Origin of the sequence: Nostoc sp. JL23, from assembly GCF_017115065.1 — a bacterium.
Taxonomy (GTDB): Bacteria; Cyanobacteriota; Cyanobacteriia; order Cyanobacteriales; family Nostocaceae; genus Nostoc; species Nostoc punctiforme_A.
In genome coordinates this window covers 15,850-35,327 of the sequence record NZ_JABXKN010000053.1, presented here as the reverse complement: position 1 = coordinate 35,327, position 19,478 = coordinate 15,850, and the positions used below count along the sequence as shown (strand labels likewise).

At 42.3% G+C, this 19,478-nt stretch carries 20 protein-coding genes; 5 read left to right on the top strand and 15 right to left on the bottom strand.

Translation table 11 applies throughout. The features are described from left to right. Window positions 1-72: 72 nt before the first annotated feature. From HWQ42_RS11040 to purS, 4 genes are all read right to left on the bottom strand, one after another. Window positions 73-597 carry a DUF937 domain-containing protein gene (locus HWQ42_RS11040; RefSeq protein WP_292811871.1) on the bottom strand — a complete coding sequence of 175 codons (525 nt, stop codon included), beginning with the start codon at window positions 595-597 and terminating at the stop codon, window positions 73-75. A 142-nt stretch (window positions 598-739) separates the two neighbouring features. After that, window positions 740-910, bottom strand: a complete 171-nt coding sequence (locus HWQ42_RS11035; RefSeq protein ID WP_292811868.1) for a hypothetical protein — start codon at window positions 908-910, stop codon at window positions 740-742. A gap of 111 nt (window positions 911-1,021) precedes the next feature. After that, window positions 1,022-1,693: a phosphoribosylformylglycinamidine synthase subunit PurQ gene (gene purQ / locus HWQ42_RS11030; protein WP_292811866.1), complete on the bottom strand. Its 672-nt coding sequence runs from the start codon at window positions 1,691-1,693 to the stop codon at window positions 1,022-1,024. A gap of 135 nt (window positions 1,694-1,828) precedes the next feature. Beyond that, window positions 1,829-2,107, bottom strand: coding sequence for a phosphoribosylformylglycinamidine synthase subunit PurS (purS, locus tag HWQ42_RS11025; protein ID WP_099102896.1), 279 nt, complete (start codon window positions 2,105-2,107; stop codon window positions 1,829-1,831). A 145-nt stretch (window positions 2,108-2,252) separates the two neighbouring features. Between purS and HWQ42_RS11020 the strand changes: the two genes are divergently transcribed. Continuing rightward, entirely contained in the window at window positions 2,253-2,657 is a 405-nt protein-coding gene (locus tag HWQ42_RS11020; protein ID WP_292811864.1) for a Fur family transcriptional regulator, read from the top strand. Between the two features lie 97 nt (window positions 2,658-2,754). Here the strand turns inward: HWQ42_RS11020 and HWQ42_RS11015 are convergent, their stop codons facing one another. The 3 genes from HWQ42_RS11015 to HWQ42_RS11005 all read right to left on the bottom strand — a co-directional run bounded on the left by HWQ42_RS11015 (window position 2,755) and on the right by HWQ42_RS11005 (window position 4,169). Beyond that, the gene (locus HWQ42_RS11015) at window positions 2,755-3,324 is read right to left on the bottom strand and encodes a Uma2 family endonuclease (protein ID WP_292811862.1); all 570 of its coding nucleotides are present in this window, start codon (window positions 3,322-3,324) and stop codon (window positions 2,755-2,757) included. A 136-nt stretch (window positions 3,325-3,460) separates the two neighbouring features. Continuing rightward, window positions 3,461-3,805, bottom strand: coding sequence for a DUF5615 family PIN-like protein (locus HWQ42_RS11010; protein ID WP_292811859.1), 345 nt, complete (start codon window positions 3,803-3,805; stop codon window positions 3,461-3,463). A 16-nt stretch (window positions 3,806-3,821) separates the two neighbouring features. Further along, on the bottom strand, window positions 3,822-4,169 hold the full coding sequence (locus HWQ42_RS11005; RefSeq protein WP_292811857.1) for a DUF433 domain-containing protein: 348 nt from the start codon (window positions 4,167-4,169) through the stop codon (window positions 3,822-3,824). Between the two features lie 230 nt (window positions 4,170-4,399). Between HWQ42_RS11005 and HWQ42_RS11000 the strand changes: the two genes are divergently transcribed. Next, the gene (locus HWQ42_RS11000) at window positions 4,400-4,714 is read left to right on the top strand and encodes a pentapeptide repeat-containing protein (protein ID WP_292811854.1); all 315 of its coding nucleotides are present in this window, start codon (window positions 4,400-4,402) and stop codon (window positions 4,712-4,714) included. Between the two features lie 130 nt (window positions 4,715-4,844). Here HWQ42_RS11000 and HWQ42_RS10995 read toward each other — a convergent pair whose 3' ends face one another. Both HWQ42_RS10995 and HWQ42_RS10990 read right to left on the bottom strand, forming a co-directional pair. Beyond that, entirely contained in the window at window positions 4,845-5,852 is a 1,008-nt protein-coding gene (locus HWQ42_RS10995) for an SPFH domain-containing protein (RefSeq protein ID WP_292731638.1), read from the bottom strand. Between the two features lie 114 nt (window positions 5,853-5,966). Beyond that, window positions 5,967-6,401, bottom strand: coding sequence for an NfeD family protein (locus HWQ42_RS10990; protein ID WP_292811852.1), 435 nt, complete (start codon window positions 6,399-6,401; stop codon window positions 5,967-5,969). A 388-nt stretch (window positions 6,402-6,789) separates the two neighbouring features. Here HWQ42_RS10990 and HWQ42_RS10985 point away from each other — a divergent pair, with 388 nt between their 5' ends. Then, window positions 6,790-8,943 carry a protein phosphatase 2C domain-containing protein gene (locus tag HWQ42_RS10985; RefSeq protein WP_292811850.1) on the top strand — a complete coding sequence of 718 codons (2,154 nt, stop codon included), beginning with the start codon at window positions 6,790-6,792 and terminating at the stop codon, window positions 8,941-8,943. 423 nt (window positions 8,944-9,366) lie between these two features. Here HWQ42_RS10985 and HWQ42_RS10980 read toward each other — a convergent pair whose 3' ends face one another. The 6 genes from HWQ42_RS10980 to HWQ42_RS10955 all read right to left on the bottom strand — a co-directional run bounded on the left by HWQ42_RS10980 (window position 9,367) and on the right by HWQ42_RS10955 (window position 18,230). Then, entirely contained in the window at window positions 9,367-12,276 is a 2,910-nt protein-coding gene (locus HWQ42_RS10980) for a PAS domain-containing protein (RefSeq protein ID WP_292811847.1), read from the bottom strand. A 352-nt stretch (window positions 12,277-12,628) separates the two neighbouring features. After that, window positions 12,629-13,258, bottom strand: coding sequence for a dTMP kinase (gene tmk, locus HWQ42_RS10975; protein WP_292811845.1), 630 nt, complete (start codon window positions 13,256-13,258; stop codon window positions 12,629-12,631). Window positions 13,259-13,453: 195 nt separating this feature from the next. Next, a complete protein-coding gene (locus HWQ42_RS10970) occupies window positions 13,454-14,773 on the bottom strand; it encodes a lactate racemase domain-containing protein (RefSeq protein WP_292811843.1) in 1,320 nt (439 codons plus the stop codon). Further along, entirely contained in the window at window positions 14,745-15,572 is an 828-nt protein-coding gene (locus tag HWQ42_RS10965; RefSeq protein ID WP_292811841.1) for an SDR family oxidoreductase, read from the bottom strand. The genes HWQ42_RS10970 and HWQ42_RS10965 overlap by 29 nt, the downstream gene beginning before the upstream one ends. 53 nt (window positions 15,573-15,625) lie before the next feature. Then, complete coding sequence (gene uxaC / locus HWQ42_RS10960) at window positions 15,626-17,056, bottom strand: glucuronate isomerase (protein ID WP_292811839.1); 1,431 nt, start codon at window positions 17,054-17,056, stop codon at window positions 15,626-15,628. A gap of 145 nt (window positions 17,057-17,201) precedes the next feature. Further along, a complete protein-coding gene (locus tag HWQ42_RS10955) occupies window positions 17,202-18,230 on the bottom strand; it encodes a LacI family DNA-binding transcriptional regulator (protein ID WP_292811837.1) in 1,029 nt (342 codons plus the stop codon). A 198-nt stretch (window positions 18,231-18,428) separates the two neighbouring features. Here HWQ42_RS10955 and HWQ42_RS10950 point away from each other — a divergent pair, with 198 nt between their 5' ends. Next, the gene (locus tag HWQ42_RS10950) at window positions 18,429-18,914 is read left to right on the top strand and encodes a gluconokinase (RefSeq protein ID WP_292811835.1); all 486 of its coding nucleotides are present in this window, start codon (window positions 18,429-18,431) and stop codon (window positions 18,912-18,914) included. A 134-nt stretch (window positions 18,915-19,048) separates the two neighbouring features. Next, a complete protein-coding gene (locus HWQ42_RS10945; protein WP_292811832.1) occupies window positions 19,049-19,372 on the top strand; it encodes a DUF1815 family protein in 324 nt (107 codons plus the stop codon). Window positions 19,373-19,478: the final 106 nt, after the last annotated feature.

Below are 19,478 nucleotides of genomic sequence, written 5' to 3'. Positions count from 1 at the left end.
CTAAAAATCTAGCAAGGTATAATTACCGATGTCTGGTTTATCGGAAGGGAGTGGGGAGTTGGGAGAAAACTGTTACTGTCTCATATATCGACTAGCCATTTGGATGGCATCAGCAATATCGACATCACCATCACCATCAGCATCCAAGAAGGAATTTAGGACAGGATTTCCGCCAGCTTGGGGATTTTGAGCATTGGCTCCTGATTGCAAAAACTTTAGCACCAAAGGTACTGCCAAAGGCAGCAATTGTTGAACTATACCAGCATCCAACCCAGTGCGCTGGGCTGCAACTTGAGCTACTTGCTGTTGTATCTGAGGAGAAAACAACGAATTGACGGCTTGGGGGTTGGGAGAAGTACCAGCATATTGACTGACTAAATTTTGTGTGGCTTCATTACCATCTGTGGCTTGTTTGTCTTGTAAAGCAGAACGCACTTGACCACCCACAATTGACAAAACTGATTGGATGGTAGAAGGGTCTGCGCCTGTGCTACTGCTCAACTGCTGTACACTATTAACAATGCTTCCTATTTGACCTAAGCTGCCCTGTTGATTGGGATTAGCGACAGCACCAAGAATTTGATCGAAAAGTCCCATAAGTTTGTTTCTCTCTTTGTTCTCAAAAACTTGCCAAAACTGGCTGGAAGTTTTTTTGTGTACACGGACTTTTGTAAGTCTACTAAAAGATTAGAACACGCAAGCTTCATAATGAACGAATAAAATTTCAAAAGCTACTAACTCAAGGATGAGAAATCGATCGAGCGATTACAAATTCTGTGCTTCGATTTAACTCAGATTGGCAAGTAATTTTACCCTGATGTTTTTCTACCACAATCTGAAATGCGTAAGCGTAGACCGCCGCAGGCATCGCTAGCTTTAAACCCTTAATCCATCGTGGCTTGGTTGTCAAAAATACTTCAAAGTTCCCAATCAAAAAATAAATCGCTGTCTGTAGAAGAATGTTCCTCTATCTTGCAGACAGCGATCGCAAAACGCTCAACTTATTTGACCGATATTTGCTCTACGCTAATGCCGCTACTTTCTCTAGTAAGCCTTGAAACAGCCTCAAGCCATCACTACCCCCTAGCATTGCGTCTGATGCCCTTTCTGGGTGCGGCATCATTCCCAACACATTACCCCGGCGATCGCTAATCCCGGCAATGTTGTTCAGTGAACCGTTGGGATTCTCCCCTTCATAGCGAAATATGACTTGCCCGTTATCTTCAATTTCTGCGAGAGTGGCTGCATCAGCGTAGAATCGCCCCTCTCCGTGGGCAATGGGCAAAGTGATAACTTCACCAGTTGTATAAGCGTGCGTCCATAGATTAGTACGTTCAACTTTCAACGGGACGCGATCGCAAATAAAATGTAAATCCCGGTTTCTGGTTAACACTCCTGGCAAAAGTCCAGCTTCAGTTAATACCTGAAAGCCATTGCAAATACCGAGGACAAACTTACCCTTTTGAGCGTGTTCTATAACCTGCTGCATCACGGGTGAAAAACGTGCGATCGCACCACAGCGCAGATAATCCCCGTAACTAAAGCCACCAGGAATAATCACGACATCCAAATCAGCAATATCTGTTTCTTGATGCCAAACCATCCGCGTTGGTTGGCCCAGTAAATCTCTGGTTACATAAGCAACATCGCGATCGCAATTAGAACCGGGAAAAACAACAACACCGAATTTCATGATTAGTTAGGGGAGCGAGGAGCAGGGGGAGCAGGGGGAGCAGGGGAGGCAGGGGAGGCAGAGGAGGCAGTGGAGGCAGGAGAAGAAGTACTATTGATGCCCCATGCCCCATGCCCAATGCCCCATGCCCAATCCCTAAAATACCCCAGTTTGAGTTTCGACCTCAATTAATTCAAAGCGGTAATTTTCAATTACGGGATTTGATAGCATTTGGTCACAAATGGTATCAAGGTCTTTACGCGCTTTTTTCTCTTCAGTTGAGGTGATGGTGAGTTCAATGTACTTGCCAATCCGCACCTGGTCAACGTTATCGTATCCCAGTTGCTTAAGACCGGATTGTACTGCCACACCAGCGGGGTCTAAAACTGAAGGACGAAGGGTCACGAAAATTTTGGCTAGATACTTGGTTTGCACGGGCTTTTGCTGAATGCTGCGATCGCTATACTATAACTTTCTGTTCCAACTGAGTGAAAATAAGATTACGAAGCGGTTAAAGTTAATCGATCGATTAGCTCATCTAACAGCTTCAAACTACAGTGCCATACTTAAATAATTGTCTATGAGAGCTATACGCACCCGCAGTCAAGAGCGTATTTTCAACCTGCTGAAAACTATCAAAAAAGGCATTTCCGCCCAAGATATTTACGTAGAACTACGTAATACAAATCAGAGCATGGGTTTAGCAACAGTTTACCGTTCTCTAGAAGCCTTAAAACTAGAAGGCATGGTACAAGTGCGGAATTTGGCTAACGGTGAAGCCCTCTATAGCCTAGCGCAGCAAGATAAACACCACCTTACTTGCTTGCAATGTGGTGTCTCAATTCCGATTAATCAATGCCCAGTTCATGACTTAGAAAACCAATTAGAATCAAGCCATAAGTTTAAAGTTTTTTACCACACCCTAGAGTTTTTTGGGTTGTGCAGTCAATGCCAGGTGAATCAAGGTACTGAGATTGGTCAATAATCATACCAATGCTATAAATGGACGTACAGAGGAACGTCGTTGATTTATTTAGATACAAGCGTTATCGCTCCTTTGTATTGGGCAGAAACTGCTTTATTCAAACAAAACTCAACCAACTAAATACATCTGCAACTGTTAATTGCCAATTTCCTAAAACACTCAAAACTGGTAAAATATCTTGCTTTTCTTTTAATTCTGGTAATTTATTTGGTTCAAAAATCATGATTGACTCATCAGCAGAATCGAGCAACCAACCTAGCTTTGCTCCATTTTGAATAGAAAATGTAATTTTGCTGATAACTCGGTTAGGTGATTGTTCCGGTGAGAGGATTTCAATTATCCAATCTGGGGGAATTTCAAATTTATTTGTAATTTTTCCATTAGGCAGCAATGGAATTCTTTGCCATTCAAAAACGGCTATATCTGGTACTATGGAACGACCTTGAAATGTGCAGCGTAATTCAGGAAAGGCGTAAGCTAATTTTTGTAGTTTTGCAACTTGATTTATGGCAGAAGCTAATTCAATTTGTAAAGCACTGTGTTCTCCTTGTGGCATAGGTTTTTGAGAGATTTGCCCATTAAAATACTCATTTGCTGGCTTTGTTTCTGGTAGTTTTAAGAACTCTTCTACATTTAGTGCTGTGGTTGGCTCAATAGATAAGGTCATAATTTACAACTTATCAAAACTTGATTATTTCATTATGAGAAGAATGGGACGAGTCGTGCATACGCGTAGCCCTTCATAGACATCGTATTCTTTTCAGTAGCCATTGTAATTTTATCAAATAGGTCACGCATAAAGTTTATAGCGTTGTAGAAGAAAATCGATTAACGCGAATAACTTTTCCTGTTAATGTTGATTCCGTAGAAATCACTGCATCAATATTTGTTGCTAATCGATTCCAATCTAAATCATCTTTGCAGGCAATTATCCCAGTATGTTCGGGTTTAATCTTATGCAATTTTAAAAAATCACGACGATTAATGGTTAATACAGCCCGATTTTCTAATATCGCAAACTCTAACACCATATCATCAGAAATTCCGGCTTTGCCCGCTTCTTGTATGGTGATAACATCATGTCCAAAACTACGTAATAATTCTACCGATTTACGCGGAAATTGCTCATCTGCTAACAACCTTGCCATACATCAACAGGATATTTTAAGAAGCATCTAAAATTGCATCAGCTTGTTCTTGTTCGCGAATAGTAGTATCAATTTCGTCAGGGAATGCTTCAGCATAAAGCCATGCTGTTACCAAGTTAGCTGCGCTAAGTTGAGGATATTGATCTAGAATATCAGCATCTTTAGCACCTTGTCGTCGATAACTTACCAACAACCAAATAGGAATGCGTGTTCCGGCAATACAAGCATCAGCACCCATTACACCAGGGGTTTTGGTAATTCCATCATTGTTGCTACTAATACCTTGGGTTAAGATGCGAATTGCTTCCACCTTTTGGGCTGGTGTTAGGGATAGTAACTGTGTTTCTAACTCTTGGGCTGTCATTGGAAACTATCTAAGATTAACTATATTTTAACGGGGTTTGAAAATTTAATACATAAGGGCTTCACCGATATCACTAGCTATAGTGCTACTGTCCGAACCAAAGCGAGTAATGGTGTTGAAAAATGAAGGTCAAAAGACAAAGAATTACTGTTGAAGAATTGTTGAGTAGATATGCTGCTGGAGAGTGAGATTTCACCAAAGTTATCATTGAGGACTCCCGTGAAGGATTGATGAGAGGTGTTGACCTCTGTAACATCAACCTGGAGGGTTCCATCCTCATTATTGACCTTAGTGGTGCTATTTTGAGGAAAGCTAATCTGCGAAATACTCTTTGGGGCGACCATTGTAGTTGCCAAGAAGCCGATTTTAGTGGTTCCGACTTTACTGGAATTAACAATGAAAGTAGTTGCGTCTTCCTTCGCTGCAACTTTAGCAATACTATCTGGAATCAAGCTGATCTGTGGCAATCCACCTTTGAAGACTGCGACCTGACTGATGTCAACTTCGATAATGCCGATTTTAGCGAAGTTAAGCTCTATGGGTGAATTATGAGAAGGAATAGCTGAAAAAATATTGTCAGTAGATAATTGTAATTGTCTCGTTCCCAGTCTGAGACTGGGAACAAGGTTTGGAAAGGGTTTTAACTTAAGTTGACATCAATGCTACTCCCCATTCCTAACTAGGGCGGTTATTTTCTAATCCTGGGATTTGTTTAGAAAACAATTCGTTAGAGTCAATCTGACCATTTGAGATAACGGAACGCATACCCTCAAAAGCAGCAGGAATAGTACGCGGATCTATAAATAAGACCTTGCTGCTATCGCTTCTACCAATTGTTGCGCCCATATCCAAATAGCCCAAAGCAAACAGTACTTCCACTGCTTTATTGGCATTGGGATTCGTCTGGAGTTTTTGGGCAATAATTTCTGCTGATTCTGCGATCGCTTGGGCTTTCAAAACCTGCTGCTGACGTTCTGCTTGAGCTTTCAGAACGAGCGACTTTTGTTCAGCTTCTGCTTGCAAAATTGTCGATTTTTGACGAGCTTCCGCATCCAATATTTGCGCCTCAGCTTTACCTCTGGCGCTATTGACAGCAGCTTCGCGTTCACCCTCAGAAGTTAAAATTGCTGCCCGTTTGCGTCGTTCTGCTGACATTTGCAATTCCATCGATTCTCGCACTGCCTGAGACGGAATAATATCTCGCAGTTCTACCCGTGTCACTTTCACACCCCAAGGATCGGTAGCAACATCCAAATCCTGTAATAAAAGCTCACTGATGTGGGAACGAGCAGTAAAGGTTTGATCCAACTCTAGTTGTCCCATTTCGGCGCGAATTTGAGTCAGCACCATATTTACCATTGCCGATTGGAGATTTTCTACCCTATACCAGGCTTTTTCCATATCCACAATGCGCCAGTAAAACACTGCATCTACCTCAATACCAACGTTGTCACGGGTGATGCACTGTTGAGGAGGAATATCTAAGACTTTTTCTTTGATAGTTTCTCGGTAAACAACTTTATCTAGGAAAGGAACAACAAAATTTAGTCCTGGTTCCAGTTTTTTGTTATAACTACCCAATCTTTCAACCAAAGCTTGATTGCCCTGATTGATGACTTTCACAGAACCTGCCACAGCAGAACCACCAAGAGCTAAAAATACTAGTAAAAAGAACTGTTCCATTGTAAATCTCCTAATTTTTAATAAAGGGAGTGCGGAGTGGAGAAGGTGAATGAGGAAGTAGAGTCAGAAAAACTATTGAATTTTGACAAATGACAAATGACAAATAACAAATACTTAAGAATTCAACAAATTTTCTGGTACAACAATCAAAGTAGTACCTTCCCTCCTAACCACATAAACTCTTTGATGTGGTGGTATGGTAAATTTGTCATCGTCACATCTTGCTTGCCAAGAATTTCCCTCATACCGCACCCGCCCTGTTTTCCCAGGCAGAATTTCTGTTAAGGTTTCAGCTGTGACTGCATCCCGAATTTTTGATTTGCGTTGTCTTGGTTGCAAAAACCGACGAGAAAGTACGATTAGAACTGTGGAAAGCAAGAGCCAAACCACAATTTGCAACCATACACTTCCCATACCCACTCCAGACAGCAGCGCCACCACAAAAGCGCTAATTCCCATCATGAAGGCGACAAACGCCGATGGTAAAAACAGTTCTGTTAAACACAAAACTGCTCCTGCCAGAAGCCAGATTAAGGTAAAACTTGGCATAGCGCCATCCTAGTCTCTACATTGACGTAAATGCATTTCTACGATTAGATACAGCCAGACATAAGTTATTTACAGAAAACAAAACTGAGTATTTATACCAACAATTTTGATTGATTTCAGTAACAAGGTGTAGCTAGCGGTACATAAGTCCAGTTTATTCTAGCCTTCAATTCATTGCCAGCTAAAGTTAATCGAAGTTTATGTATCAAGAAGAATTCAGAACTCAGGAGCCAGTATAAATTCTGTAGACTGTTTGATAGCGCAGCGGTAGCGCAAAACAAGTAATTAGATATTACAATTCTCAAACTCTATCCCTTTTTGGGTAGAGTATTCTAAATTCTAACTCCTGAATTCTGACTCCTGAATTCTGACTCCTGACTCTTGTTTTATGATTTCTACTCAACTGATAATTTTTTGTATAAATCCACGCTGTAATAGCCCCATTAATCCTATGGGAGATAACGTTTGTGCCAGTTGCCAAACTCCTTTAGTTCACCGCTATCTTTGGGCGACTGGCTCATTGTCTGCTTACATTCCACCAGGCACAAAGGTTGCAGATAGGTATGAGGTAATTAAACAACAGATTTGGCTGGATACTCAACCGGGACTACCCCCAGATGTACCTGAAGAATTGCCAACCGAAGTAATTCCTTATTTACAGTTATATCAAGAGCGGTTACATCTACCCCAGGCTTATGGATTTGTTAGTAATCTTGAGCAAGATACAACTGATATTCTCTTATTGGAAAATGCACCGATAGATAAGACAGGAAATATCTATCCAACTATTGTTGAGGTTTGGGAGGAAGCCACGGCAGTACGACAAGTTTATTGGTTGTGGCAAATTCTCCAACTTTGGACACCTCTAGCAGAATTGGGACTTAGCCACAGTTTACTAGTAATAGAGAACTTGAGAGTCGAAGGTTGGTGTGTGCGACTTTTGGAACTCTACCAAACACCAAATGATGAAAAGTTGAGTTTACAAAATCTGGGGGAGTGTTGGCAGTTTTGGGTAGCTTCTGCAAAGCCATCAGTAGCTAAGGGGTTACAGAACATTGTCCAGGAGATGTGTGAAACTGAGATTGAGTTAGAGGCGATTAATATTCAACTCAATAATTTATTACTAGCAGCTGCGGCAGAATTGCCATTAGTCTTGAAGGTGGCAGGTTCTACAGATATTGGCCCAATGATGGCGCAAAATGAAGATGCTTGCTATCCCAATAGTTTGAGTGATTTAGATGAAAAACTCCATCCCCTTGTGGATGGAGTTTTTGGGCATGGGGAATGGGGAATGGGGAATGGGGAAGAAGTTACCAATGCCCAATCCCCAATGCCCCAAGCTGCGGGGCGACTGCCTCTCTCCACCCACAAGGGGATAGAGTTTCCCGCCGCTTTCGATGAACCTTTATTGCGCCACTTGTCGATTGTTTGCGATGGCATTGGCGGACATGAAGGCGGTGAGGTTGCGAGTCAGATGGCAGTGCAGTCTGTAAAGTTGCAAATTCGCGCTTTATTAACTGAGGTGACAGAACAAACTGCACTTGTACCACCTGAGTTGTTGCAGGAACAATTAGAAGCGAGTTTACGGGTGGTAAATAATGTAATTTGTGCCCGCAATAACGAACAAAAACGCCAGGGCAAAGAACGCATGGCTACAACTATTGTCATGGCGTTGCAAGTTCCACAACGAGTCCAAACAAGTACTGGGTGGCAATCAAATAATACCCATGAGCTTTACTTGGCTAATGTTGGCGATAGCCGCGCCTATTGGATTACTCGCAATTATTGCCAGCTACTGACAGTAGATGATGATGTGGCAACGCGAGAAGCACGCCTTGCTAAAAGCTTGTATCGAAAGGCACTTTTTAGACCAGATGCGAGTGCCTTAACTCAAGCTTTGGGAACAAGAGATTCAGAATCTTTGCGTCTCAAAGTTCAGCGATTTATTGTGGAAGAAGATGGCATTTTGCTACTTTGTTCTGATGGTTTAAGTGATAATAACTGGGTAGAGCAATCTTGGCAGGATTACGCAATACCAGTGTTAACAGGGCAAATGACAGTTGAAGATGCTGTCCGCAACTGGATTAACTTGGCAAACGAAAAAAATGGACGTGATAATACTTCGGTTGTTCTCACTTATTGCCGTGTCTCTCCAGAATACTTAGTACCTGTGACTCCGGCGTTGCCAGAAGAGATTATAGAAGCAGAAATACAGGAAGAGGAATTAGAAGAACTAGAGGAACTAGAAGAACCAACTTCTTTTACAGAAAGTTCGCAAGCTTTGTTAGATTTGGATCTAGATTTAAATTTAGATTTGGATCTTTTAGAGGAACCACCTCTCAACCCAGAAATTCCACCAACTTTAATTACAAAACCGAAGTGGGATAAACGTTTGGTAATGCTGGGGGGAGTGTTGGCGTTACTTGTAGGGGGTACAAGTCTGGGATTATTTGCTTGGTGGCAAGTTAATCCTCAAGGATTCCAGCAGATGTGTCGGCAACTTCCCCAAAAAGTACAGTCAGTGTGTCCGGCTGGGAAATAGGTTATACCGAAATATTCTAATGTTGATGAGAAATATTGCAGTATTTATAAGGAATATTGTAATGTTGATGAGAAATATTACAACACTCCTTATGGATGGCGTAATGTTGATGAGGAATATTACAGTATTAATAAGGATTATTGTAATGTTGATGAGAAATATTACAACATTCCTTATAGATGTTGTAATGTTGATGAGGAATATTGCAATGTTTCTCCCAAACATTGCAATGTTGACAAGAACTGCTTGTATATTCAAAGTGATGGAAAAGAAAGTAGCGATCGCTAGTGAGTCAATATAAGTTAGCGATCGCACTACAGATGACTCTACAATCGGTTGAGCATAGAGACAAAACCGATCGCTTTCCAAAGCTTGAGAAATGCGGTTAGCTTACTGCATCTCCCCGCGCTGTTGCAGTCGCTCCTAGTCGTCAGCCTCAGCAACATATACGCGATTGCGCCCCCGCCTCTTCGCGGTATAACAAGCTGCATCAGCCGTGCTGAAAATCTCTGTAAGGCTCTCGCTATTCTTGTCAATACCGATCAAGCCAATACTTGCTCCAATTGAGAATACCTGCTTTTGCCAAATAAACCGGAACTCTTGAACACACGAAAGTAGATCATTGGTAACTCGTAAAGCTTGCTCTGGCATACACTGAATGAGCAATAGGCCAAATTCATCGCCCCCTAACCTTGCCAATGTGTCAGTTTTCCGAATCTTCTCCTGCAATAGGGCAGTAATTTGACGCAGTAATTGGTCTCCAGCCAGATGACCACAGGTATCATTGACGATTTTGAAGTGATCGAGATCCAAGTAGCACAATGCATGAACTTGGTAGTCTAACTTGGCAGAGTGCAATGCTTGTTCAACCCGCCGCTCAAACTCCTGACGATTCACTAATCCGGTTAAGGCATCATGATTTGCCTGCCAGGATAGCTGATGCGAAATCTTACGGTTCTGAGTCACGTCATGAAACACTATAACCGCGCCAATTATTTGTCCCTGACGATTGCGAATGGGCGCGGCTGAATTTTCAATTGCAATCTCTTGATTATTCTGATTAATTAAGACGGCATTGTTTGTTAAACCGACAAATCGATTTGACTGTAAAGCTAGGTCAATTGGGTTCTGAACTGGTTCGCGTGTAATTTCATGCACAATTCTAAAGACTTCTACTAACGGCAACCCTTGTGCCGATGCTTCAGTACATCCAGTCAGAGATTCTGCAATGGGATTGAGGTATTGAATCCTGCTAAAGGAATCTGTGGTTATAACTGCATCTCCAATCGATTGCAACGTCACCTGAGCTAATTCTTTTTCTTGAAAAAGTTTTTCTTCTATTTGCTTAAGAGTTGTGATATCGCGTCCCACCGATTGAAATTCGATAAAGCATCCTTGCTCGTCCAACAGCATTCGGTTATGCCACTGAGTCCAACGCACCTCCGAAGCCACAACGACGCGATTCTCAACGATCACAACCGGATTATCGACACTAATTGAACCGATTAATTGAGCAACTCGCTGCCGATCTTCCTCAAAGATAATCGGTTCATAGCGGCTGCCGATCAATTCCTCTGCCGATCGCCCAAAATAAACTGCAAAAGCTTGGTTGACAAAGGTGAGTGTACCGTCTGCTAAATATCGGGCAATGAGTTCAGTCTGATCTTCGACAATGGCACGGTAGCGAATCTCGCTTTGTTTGAGAGTAATTTCTGCTTGCTTGCGTTCTGTAATGTCTAGAATAGCTCCATACAGTCTAATAGTCTTACCTTGAGTATCATAAGCTACCTCTGCTCTCGACTCCAGGTAGCGCAATGAGCCATCAGGTCGGATAATGCGATATTCAAGATTGAAAGGGTTTCCGTTGGCGATCGCTTGTAGTAGATGCCTCTGCAACACCGGTCGGTCTTCTGGGTGAAGCATCTGAAGAAATGCAGTCTGTGTCGGTGCTGATTGAGTAAGATTTAGACCAAAGATGCGGAAGGTTTCGGCTGACCAAATTTGTTTTTGAGACTCTAAATACCATTCCCAACTGCCCAGATGGGCAATCTTTTGAGCAGTAGCTAGCAGCGTTTCACTGCGTTGGAGTTCTTCCTCGGCTTGTTTGCGTTCGTTGATTGCGACTTGCCGTTCTGTAACATCTTGGGCAGTTCCATAGAGGCGAATTACTTTTCCAGCCGCGTTGAATTCTGCATGTCCAATCCCCTCAATATAAATAGTAGACCCGTAAGTTGGAGATGCGCGCAGAATGAGTTTGTAGTATTCGCCAGTTGACATTGCCCGCTCAATTGCTTGGGCTAATTTTCTTGCATCTTCTGACCAGTACAGTTGCAGATTTTCTTGGTAGTTCGGCTCAAGAAGTGCAGGATCTCGATTTAAGAGGTCGAATAGTTGCTTTGACCAGGTAATTTTGCCAGTGACAATATCAAACTCCCAATTACCGAGACGAGCAACTCGCTGAGATTCTTCTAATAAGGCTTCATTCTTGCGTAGTGTTTCTTCAGCACATTTGAGATCGGAGACATCCACTACCAGCCCATCCCAAACCATGCGGCCATCCTGCAACTGGCGTGGCGTCGAACGAAAATGTAAACATTTAAGCCGAGCGCTGGGCGTTTGGATTTGCAGTTTTATATCAAACACTGAGAGATTCCGCAGGGATTCATCGACTGCTGCCAACAGAAGTGGTACATCCTCTGGGATAAATTGGCGATAGAGCAAACTTGCATCTTTGAGTGCATCTTCTGCCTTGACTTCCATCAGTTTTTCAATGCCTGCACTGATATAAGAAAAGCGATCGCTACCATCCATTTCGCGAATTACCTTATAAATTGCCCCATTGGGCAGATTATCGCTAATTCGCCGCAACATCGCTTCCCGCTCTTGTAGTGCAAGTTCTGCCTGTTTGCGTTCACTAATTTCCCTCTCCAGTTCTCGATTGGCTGCCTCCAGTTGTGCAGAACTAGGGAGAGCAAGTGCTTTTGGTATTAAAGGTATAAGTTCACAAGCTGTATACAATGAAACTATGGCTGTAATAGCTTTAAGGCAACCACTCAACCAATAAGTTGGATACCAGAGCGTCCAAATCTCCATTAGGTGGGTAGTGCCACAAGTAACAATAAATGTTGCAAATAGTAGAAATACCCAGTTGAAGGGCAAATCTTGGCGCTTGCGGACAAAATAAAGTAGGGTGATGGGAATGGAATAATAAGCAAGGGCAATTAAACTATCAGATACAATATGCAACCCCACTAATTCCGGTTTCCAAAGATAGCAATGTCCGTGGGGAATAAACTGTTTATAAGCAAAAAGGCTTTTCCCAAATTCCAGCATCACGTTATTTCAAACACAACTTGTTTGCTCTAAGTATTAATTCCTTGTAATACTAAAAATTATTCAGTATTAAGTAGCTTGCCGCTATAGGCATAGCCGATACTTTATCATAGTTGGCAAGCCCCGTAACGGCAAAAGTTCCATCCTCGCCAATTACGCTATAGAAAATTATTGTATTATTTATTACAAGATTACATAATGAGGAAAAATCGGGACATTATATTAGGGACTGACAAAAAATAATTTATCCCAAATTATTTTTATATTTGTAGGGAAGCACATCTGTGCGCCCTTAAGTTCGCAAAGCGTCCCGCAGGGATGGGATGTTTTTTTCACAGGAAGTCCCTTAGCTCTACAGGTGCAGGTGTACGCGTAAAATTCCTTGAATTACCTGTTGTACAGCTTCTTTACTCAAGCTGCCATCTACCCGCACAATTCTTGAGGGATAGGATGCTGCTAACTCTGCGTATCCTTGCTGAACGCGGCGATGAAAAGCGATTGTCTCTTGTTCAATGCGGTCTAGTCCTACTTGGTCTGAGAGTTTGCGGGAAAGTCCCACTTCGACATCGACATCTAGCCAAATAGTTAGGTCACTTTCTAAACCAGCAGTAGCAATATTATTAAGCTGATTGATTAAACTCATGTTCAGACCGCGACCATATCCTTGGTAGGCAATGGTAGAGTCAGTGTAGCGATCGCATAAAATATATTTCCCAGCTGCGAGATTTGGTTTGAGTTCTTGTTCAACGTGTTGCGATCGGTCAGCAGCATACAATAAGAGTTCTGTCACTTCTGCAACTGGTTTATCCTCTGACTTTTCTAGTAGCAAGCGGCGAAGATGTAAACCTAACTCTGTTCCCCCTGGTTCACGAGTTACCACCACAGAAACACCGAGACTTTCCAACCACTCAGAACAAAGCTGCATTTGGCTGGTTTTGCCACAGCCTTCCACCCCTTCAAATACAATTAATTTCCCACCCATGCTTTTTTGTTCGCTGCTATAAACTGATTCGCTGACGTTTCATCAGATCAAGAATAGCGCGAAGTGTAAAATTATAAACTGCAATTGCGTAGGCGTAGCCCATCGTAGATATCGCAGTTTATGATTCAATACAGTTCAGATAAGACCAAAACACTTGTAGAGACGGCGATTTATCGCGTCTTTAAAACTCGAAACCTACGATTTAGTTGCCTGAAAATTGCCGTAACTTATACGGTACAGTATCTCGCCAGCCTTTGGCACAAGTAAAATGCCTTCATCTTCTCGGTTAGCCCATTCAGTAGGTCGAATAGTCGCCGGGTCACGATAGTTTAAGTTATGAGCAGCACAGCGTTCAGCAGAAATCCCAGTCGCTAAAGTCACGCGAATCCGTGCTTGTTCTCCTTTTATCGGATCAAAAGTACCCATCCCTTTTAAATGAGTACTATGGGCCAGCACTCCAGCAGGATAGTCTTGGAATTTATGCCACTGTTTGAGAAAGTAATCCCGGACATGATAGCCAATTTGGGATAGGATTTCGCCGTGTGTATAGCTAAACTCAGTAATGTGAGGCGCATATATAATTAATTCACCTCCGTCAGCAACTACTGGCTCTAACTTGTACATTCCTTTTGCCGCAGTCCAAATATCATCATACATTTGGGGCATCACTGAAAGCACTTGTTTAAAAGGCCGATCTACATATTTAATATGCAGTTTAGCTGATAATTTTGCAGCGTCTTCCCAGGCTAACTCTGGTTGATCTATATAAAGTCCAGCTAGCTGATTGGTTTTGGGTGCGACTACCATCGCCAAACAAAGTTTTGGGGTAGAAATCAGGTTAGCGGCTCGGTTAATCAAACGCCGGACTGGTGTGATTCCTAGCGTACCAATAATTTCGTAACAAGTAATTAAAGCACCTAACCAGTGGGAGAGATTAATTACTTCTTGACCACCAATACCAGGAAAAAAATATTTATTGCCACCAGAGAAACCGACAACTTCGTGGGGAAAAACTGGGCCACAAATCACAATTAAATCATATTCTTTTACAAGCTTATTAACACGTACATCAACTGACTGATGTAGCATTCCACCGCTAATCTCTGCTATTTCGTCTGCCGAAATCACTCCACAAGAAATAAAGGTATCTGGCTCATTCCAAAGGTGGTTAAAGATGCGAACTTTTTTAAAAATTGTCTTTCGTTCCTCTGGTGTCACTCCTACCAAGTGATTGATTTGTTCTTCACTCATCGGATTATGTGTACCCAGAGCAATTAAAAAATCCAAAGCCGCTACTCTTTGACTCAACTCCTGATGAAGCAATCGAAACATTTGAGGCATGGGAGCAGTGCGCGTACTATCTGGAATTAACACCAAGATGCGCTGTCCATCCAACTTACGGTCTGCCAAAGCTTGATGAACTAGCTCGGAAACTTGCTCATCTGAAAGTATTCCGTTATTTACAGCCAGTGAATACATGACATTATTAAACTCCACTGTAGATACTAAATCCACCGTCTACCGGCACAACTACCCCGTTAACAAAACTAGAACCAGAACTACATAACCAAATCAAGGTGCTGAGTAATTCATCTGGTTTTCCGAAACGTCCGGCGGGGGTATGGTCAATAATTTTTTGCCCACGTTCGGTCAAACTACCATCAGAATTTAAGAGTAAATCTCGATTTTGTTCGCCAATAAAAAAACCTGGTGCGATCGCATTTACTCGCATTCCATCACCATACTTTTGGGCGAGTTCTACCGCTAACCAGCGAGTAAAGTTATCTATCCCCGCTTTCGCTGCTGAGTAGCCAACCACCCGACTAATCACCCGAATGGCAGACATAGAAGAAATATTCACAATGCAGCCGTGGGGCTGACTTCTTTCCACCATTGCTTGACCGAAAACCTGACAAGGTAGGAGAGTGCCAACTAAGTTGAGGCTAACTACTTCCTCAAAGGCTGTATGTGGCATATCAAAAATATTCCCATCAGGAGTAATTGTGGCAGCCGGAATATTACCGCCAGCCATATTTACCAAGATATCTATCTCACCCCAACGCTGTATAATAACATCCCTAGCGATTTCTAATTGCGAGCGATCGCTAACATCTGCCACCACCGCCATACTTTCTCCACCACCAGCAGTAATCTCAGCCACCACCGCCCCCGCCCTGACTTCATTACGACCCAAAACCACAACTCGCGCTCCAGCCAGAGCCAAACCCCTTGCCATAGACCCACCAAGCACACCAGAACCACCAGTAACTACCGCTACCCGCTCCTTCAAGCTAAAAAGTTTACTTAAAATCAAAATGATTCCCCCACTTAGTAGAATTCTCTACGTATCTCCGCGCCCCTTTACGTTTAAATTTCCCCCTCAAACTTATAAGCAACCTTAGCGAGGTCATAAGCCAAAGCACGAGCCATCTCATACCCTTCCTCCTCCTCAACCAATCCCCGTGCTACCAATCCAGCCAACCAATTACAAGCTACCCGCCGCCAGACATTATGACGAGCCGGAATCGAAACAAAAGCCCGCGTATCATCATTAAACCCAGCAGTATTATAAATTCCCGCAGTTTCCATTACCTGATTGAAATAACGCTCCATACCATTTACGCTGTCGTGAAACCACCAAGGCGGCCCAAGCAATACACTGGGATAATGACCAGCTAACGGAGCCATCTCGCGGCTATAAGCGCTTTCATCCATACCAAAAATGATTAAATGGAAGCGCGGATCATTACCGTAAGCTGATAACAACGGGTGCAGATTGTGAGTCCACTCTATTTTTACGGGAATATCAGCACCTTTATCAGCTCCAAATTTCTCAAATAAAGCTGGGTTATGGTTACGCATCACACCACAATGCATTTGCATCACCAAGCCATCTTCCACACTCATCCGCGCCATTTCCATGAAGATATGAGCGGTAAAATTTTCGACATCACCTGAATTCAGCTTGCTGGCTAATGCTCTCGCAAAGATAGCTTCGGCTTCCTGGTCAGAAAGACGTGTAGTATAAGGTGTGGCTGCACCTTGATCGGTAGCTGTCGCACCCATTTTTTTAAAGAAAGCTCGACGTTCTTCTAACGCTTGCACAAAATTGGCGTAAGTATTAATTTCTCTACCGATAGTGCTTTCCAACTTGCTAAGATTTTCCCGCCAACCAGGAGCATCCAGATTAACTACCGCATCTGGGCGAAAAGTTGGTCTAATTTGAGTGAAACCTTCTTCGTGGAGCGATCGCTGATTCTCTAGGTTATCACTGGCGGCATCGGTAGTACAAAGTACTTCGATGTTAAAGCGTTTGAATAAAGCACGGGGGGAAAACTCCGGTGAGGCTAATAAACCTTCCAGATAATCATAGATACGTCCGGCATTGCGAGAGTTTAAAGGTTCATCCACCCCAAAGACGTTAGTTAGTTCCTCTTTCAACCACAACCCAGACGGAGTACCCTGGAATAGATAAAAATGGTCAGCGAACAATTGCCAGATTTTGCGGTGGTCAGTCTCTCCTGGTGAACCATCATTGCTTGGTATGCCCAAAGCTTGCAGAGATACGCCCCGACTATAGAGCATCCGCAAAAGGTAGTGGTCAGGGATAATCAGTAATTCCGTGGGCGAACCAAAACGGGCTGCGGGATTAGCCAACAAAGCTGGATCTACGTGTCCGTGTGGACAAACTAGAGGTAACGCAGATATGCTATCAAAAAATTGATGGGCTAGTCGTCTTTGAACTGGTTCTGGAGAAAAGCAACGATCGGGAGATAAACTCGGTTTTTTAGTTAACATATTTTTGTCCGATTAAAATTTTTAGTGTTGCTGAGTGCAAATAAGAATGATATTGAACAGCCTACTCTTTCTCTCTTGGCGTACTTGGCGTACTTGGCAGTTTGTTTAATAATTAAGTCCATCTTTACAACAAATTGGTATGAAATTATTTGATTAATTCGGTACTACTTCCACGCTGTACTAGAAAAGGAGATAAAACGCGGTTTTCCACAGTTTTTTCTTCTATTAAATCGAGTAACATTTGCATGGCATAGCCACCAATTTCCAACATTGGCTGACTAATTGTGGTCAGCGCCGGCGTAACGTAACAACCCAGAGCAATACCATCAAATCCGACGAGACTTAAATTTCGCGGTACTAAAATACCTAATTCTTGACAAGCTAACAAAGCGCCAACCGCTACCATATCGTTGTAACAAAAAATGCCTGTAACTTCCGCAGCCAATAATTTAGATAGCATCTTTTGCCCAGTGATAACATCGCTGGTTCTGGTATCATATTCGTCACTAATTGAAACCCAATCAGTATTTTGGGGAATACCAGCTTCCGCAAGGGCCATTTGATATCCTTCTAGGCGCTGCTTATTTGACCTGCTGCGATCGCCTACACCCAAATAACCAATAGCAGTGTGTCCCAGACTAATTAGATGCTCTGTCGCTAATTTAGCACCTAAGCGATCGTTTATTGCTACTGAGTGAAATATTTCTGATTGGTCTTCAGTCTGACTATTAATTAAAACTGTTGGCACAGCAATTTGTGTGAGTTGTTTAGTATGCTGTTTACTAATTCGTGAGTCGGCTATTAATATCCCGTCCACCCTACGGCGATGAAAAGTATCAATAGCTGCCATTTCCTGCTCAAAATCTCGGTGTGAAGCACTCAATAAAACACTCAAACTTGCGGGTCTGGCTATCTTCTCGATTCCCTCTACCACCTCACCATAAAAAGGATCTGAAATTGAAGTTACGACTACACCAATAGTATTAGTACGTTTATTTTGCAAGCTTTGAGCAATAGCATTCGGCACATAGCTCATTTCCTCTGCCAGTCGCTTAATTTCTTCTCGCACTTTCGGGCTAATGAGAGCATTATCTCGCAAAGCACGTGAAACTGTAGAATGAGAAACGCCTGCTCTGCGGGCAATATCTTCAATTGAAATTCTTCGTTTATTCATTATTTTATCTTAGCTTTTAAATATTGCACACGTGTGCAATTGTATGTATTATAGAAAATAATCGTTATTTGTCAAGAGATTTTAATACAACTCACATTTCTCATGAAAAGGAGTTAATAGTCCTGGCTTTTACCTCCATTCATGATTACAACTACAAATTACAAATTACAAATTAGTTGAACTTTTATTAAGAAAAAAATGATTATTATCGTCATGGGTGTATCTGGTTCTGGAAAAACCACCATCGGAAAACTACTAGCAGACTCCTTAGAATGGGAATTTAGCGACGCTGATACTTTCCATTCGCCAGAGAATGTTGAGAAAATGCGGCGCGGTATCCCTCTGAGTGAAGATGACAGAATGCCTTGGTTACAAGATTTGCAAACAGCTATTAAACACTGGCTACAAGAAAATAAAAATGTTGTGCTGGCGTGTTCGGCTTTAAAAGATAGCTATCGGCAATTTTTGGTAGTGGATAGCGAACGCACCAAATTAGTTTACCTCAAAGGGTCTTATGAGTTGATTCAAATGCGCTTACAAGAGCGTAGCAATCATTACATGAGCGAAAAACTTCTCGCTAGCCAGTTTTATACCCTTGAAGAACCAGTAGATACTCTATGTATGGATGTTGCACAGCCGCCCCAGATAATTGTCCAAAACATTAGAACTGCTTTGGAAATTTAGCTTACTGGTGACAACCGGAATATTAAGATTAATCACGTATTTAGGAAAACACAAACTTTTGGCAACTAAATCACATATGTAAGTCTCAAGAAATATCAAAGCAAGCAGATAACTGTAATGGTAGGAGAAAACTCGTGTTTCTAAGATTAGCGCAACAGCATCAGGAATTCGTCCAAGACTTGGTAATGAACCTGCAAGCCTTGACAATTATACTTGAGCGGCGTGGCTATACTGCGTCTTGTTATACATGCGGCGACCAAATGAAGAGTGCTTCATTTATGGTTACTCTAAGAGAAAAGCACCTGATTCGGTTTTTAGTGTCTGATTACGGTATTACTTGGATGGAATTGTGGGACGATCGCGAATTAATGAAGTTGGAGGGTGCAGAAGCGATAAACCAGTTACAAGAGTTGGCTAATCTTGTTAAGTATGCCACGACTGTACAATTGACAAATTGATACTAGGCTGGTTGAGTCAGGCATAAAAATTCATAATCATATCTTTTGCACACGTGTTTAAACTAAAAGATTAGCTTATATTTAGTAAATTCATGCACGGTTGTGC